This is a genomic window from Kitasatospora sp. NPDC059747, from assembly GCF_042732955.1.
Classification (GTDB): Bacteria; Actinomycetota; Actinomycetes; order Streptomycetales; family Streptomycetaceae; genus Kitasatospora.
The window spans coordinates 14,413-16,909 of sequence record NZ_JBHWGV010000147.1 but is presented as its reverse complement, the minus strand read 5'-3'; the positions used below and the strand labels follow the sequence as shown (position 1 = coordinate 16,909).

Sequence of the window (2,497 nt, the reverse complement as noted above, 5' to 3'; positions counted from 1 at the left end):
GGGGGAGTCCGAGCGCGCCCCCCCGCCCCACCGCCCCCCCCCCGCGCCCCCCGGGGGGGGGGGGTGGGCGGGGGGGGCCGGTCGAGGCGAACGGGCGGGTCAGGCGGCGACGGGCTTGCGGGTCGCCTTCCCGCCGAACAGGCCGAAGAACACGGCCAGCGTCGGGAGGAGGTAGCCGAGCCAGACCACCAGCTGGAGGACCGTCGGGTCCGGCTGGAAGTTGAACACGCCCTTCAGCAGCGTGCCGTACCAGCTGTCCTTCGGGATCGTGCTGCTGATGTCGAAGGCCAGGCTGTGCAGGCCCGGCAGCCAGCCGGCCTCCTGGAGGTCGTGCACGCCGTACGCGAGCACGCCGGCCGCGACGACGACGAGCATCGCTCCGGTCCAGGTGAAGAACTTCGCCAGGTTGATCCGCAGCGCGCCGCGGTAGAACAGCCAGCCCAGCACGACGGCGGTCAGCAGGCCGAGCGCGGCGCCGGCCAGCGGGTTCCACCCGTCGTCGGTGGCCTGCACGGCCGACCAGATGAACAGCGCCGTCTCCAGGCCCTCGCGGCCGACCGCGAGGAAGGCCGTGACGACGAGCGCCGTGGTGCCCATCGCGATCGCCGCGTCCAGCTTGCCGTGCAGCTCGGTCTTCAGGTGCCGGGCGGTGCGCCGCATCCAGAAGACCATCCAGGTCACCAGGCCGACCGAGACGATCGACAGGCTGCCGCCGAGCGCCTCCTGGGCCTCGAAGGTGAGCTGCGAGGAGCCGAACTGGAGCACCGCGCCGAACGCCATGCTGAGCACGACCGCCGAGCCGACGCCGAGCCACACCGGCGGCAGCTTGTCCCGGCGGTCGGTCTTGACCAGGTAGGCGATCAGGATGCAGACGACCAGGCTGGCTTCGAGGCCTTCGCGCAGGCCGATCAGGTAGTTGCCGAACACGGCTGACTCCTCGGGGTGATAGGGGTATGCGGGATCAGCCGAACAGGGCCTGGCCCCACCACTCCCCCGGCTTGCGGACGCCCGCCGGGCAGGCGAAGTGCGCGGAACCGACGTGCTGGATGTACTCGTTGAGCTTGTCGCTCGCCGCGAGGCGCTGCTGGAGCGGCACGAACGCCTTGCGGCTGTCGCGCTGGTAGGCCAGGAAGAACAGGCCCGCGTCCAGGCGGCCGAGGCCGTCGGTGCCGTCGGTGAAGGAGAAGCCGCGGCGCAGGATCATCAGCCCGCTGTTGGCGTCGGGGTGGGCCAGGGCGACGTGCGAGTCGGCCGGCATCGCCTTGAGGTCCGGGTCGTCGTGCTCCCGGGCCTTGCCGTAGGGGGCGCCCTCGCCCTTCGTGCGGCCGAAGACGTCCTCCTGCTCCTTGAGCGAGGTGCGGTCCCACGTCTCGATGTGCATCCGGATCCGCCGGGCGACCAGGTAGGAGCCGCCGGTCATCCAGTCCGGGCCGTCGCCGGGGGCCGCCCACACGTGGTCGGCCAGCCGGGCGGTGTCGGTGCCCGCGATGTTGTGGGTGCCGTCCTTGAAGCCCAGGAGGTTGCGGGGGGTCTGCTGGTCCGGCGTGGTGGAGGAGGTCTTGCCGAAGCCCAGCTGCGACCAGCGGATGCTCACCGTCCCCATCCCGATCCGGGCGAGGTTGCGGATCGCGTGCACGGCGACCTGCGGGTCGTCGGCGCAGGCCTGGACGCAGAGGTCGCCGCCGCTGCGCAGCGGGTCGAGCTTGTCGCCCTTGAAGTTCGGCAGCTCGATCAGGGCCTCGGGGCGCCTGGCCTTGAGGCCGAAGCGGTCGACGCCGTCCTTCTCGAACAGGCCCGGGCCGAAGCCGATCGTCAGAGTGAGCCGGGAGGCGGGCAGGCCGAGGGCCTCGCCGGTGTCGTCCGGCGGCGCCTCGGGCAGGCCGCTGGCGGCGCCGGTGCCGACCTCGCGGCCGCCGGTCATGGCCGCGGCGGCCTTCGTCCACTCCTTGAGCAGCTTGACCAGCGAATCGCGGGTGGCCTTCTCGGAGACGTCGAACGCGGCGAAGTGCAGCCGGTCCTGGACGGGGGTGGCGATGCCGGCCTGGTGGTCGCCGTAGAAGGGCACCTCGGCGCCCGGGGCCGCGGCGGGCGCCGGTGCGGGGTCGTCCTGCCGGGTGGCGGCGGCGACCGAGCCGACGGCGGCGGCGCCGAGCGCGACGCCCGCCCCGGCCCAGCCGATGACGGCGCGGCGGCTGACCGCGCTGCGGGGGTCGGCGTCGGCAGCGGCCGTGTCCGTGCGGTCCATCGGGTTCTCGGCGTCCATCGGCGGGCGGGCCCTTCTCTGTGCTGCTGGGTCCCACGGCTGCCGTGACGACCGGACGGGGCCGCCACGGCGGCCGTGGGGTGTGGTGAATACGGGCTGGGGGTCGGCGACTTGACGACTATCGGATGGTCGGCGGCTCGGGGCCCACCCCCGCGGGGGGGGGGGGGCGGGGGCCCCCCCCGCCGCGCCCCCGCGCCCGCCCCCCCGGGGGCGCGCGCTCGACCCCCCCCGCGC

General features: G+C 74.3%; 2 protein-coding genes. Both read right to left on the bottom strand.

Annotation, left to right across the window (positions count from 1 at the left end):
• Window positions 1-99 precede the first annotated feature (99 nt).
• Window positions 100-927: an iron uptake transporter permease EfeU gene (efeU, locus tag ACFV4G_RS38350; protein WP_380447321.1), complete on the bottom strand. Its 828-nt coding sequence runs from the start codon at window positions 925-927 to the stop codon at window positions 100-102.
• 34 nt (window positions 928-961) lie between these two features.
• Window positions 962-2,263, bottom strand: coding sequence for an iron uptake transporter deferrochelatase/peroxidase subunit (efeB, locus tag ACFV4G_RS38345; protein ID WP_380447319.1), 1,302 nt, complete (start codon window positions 2,261-2,263; stop codon window positions 962-964).
• Window positions 2,264-2,497: the final 234 nt, after the last annotated feature.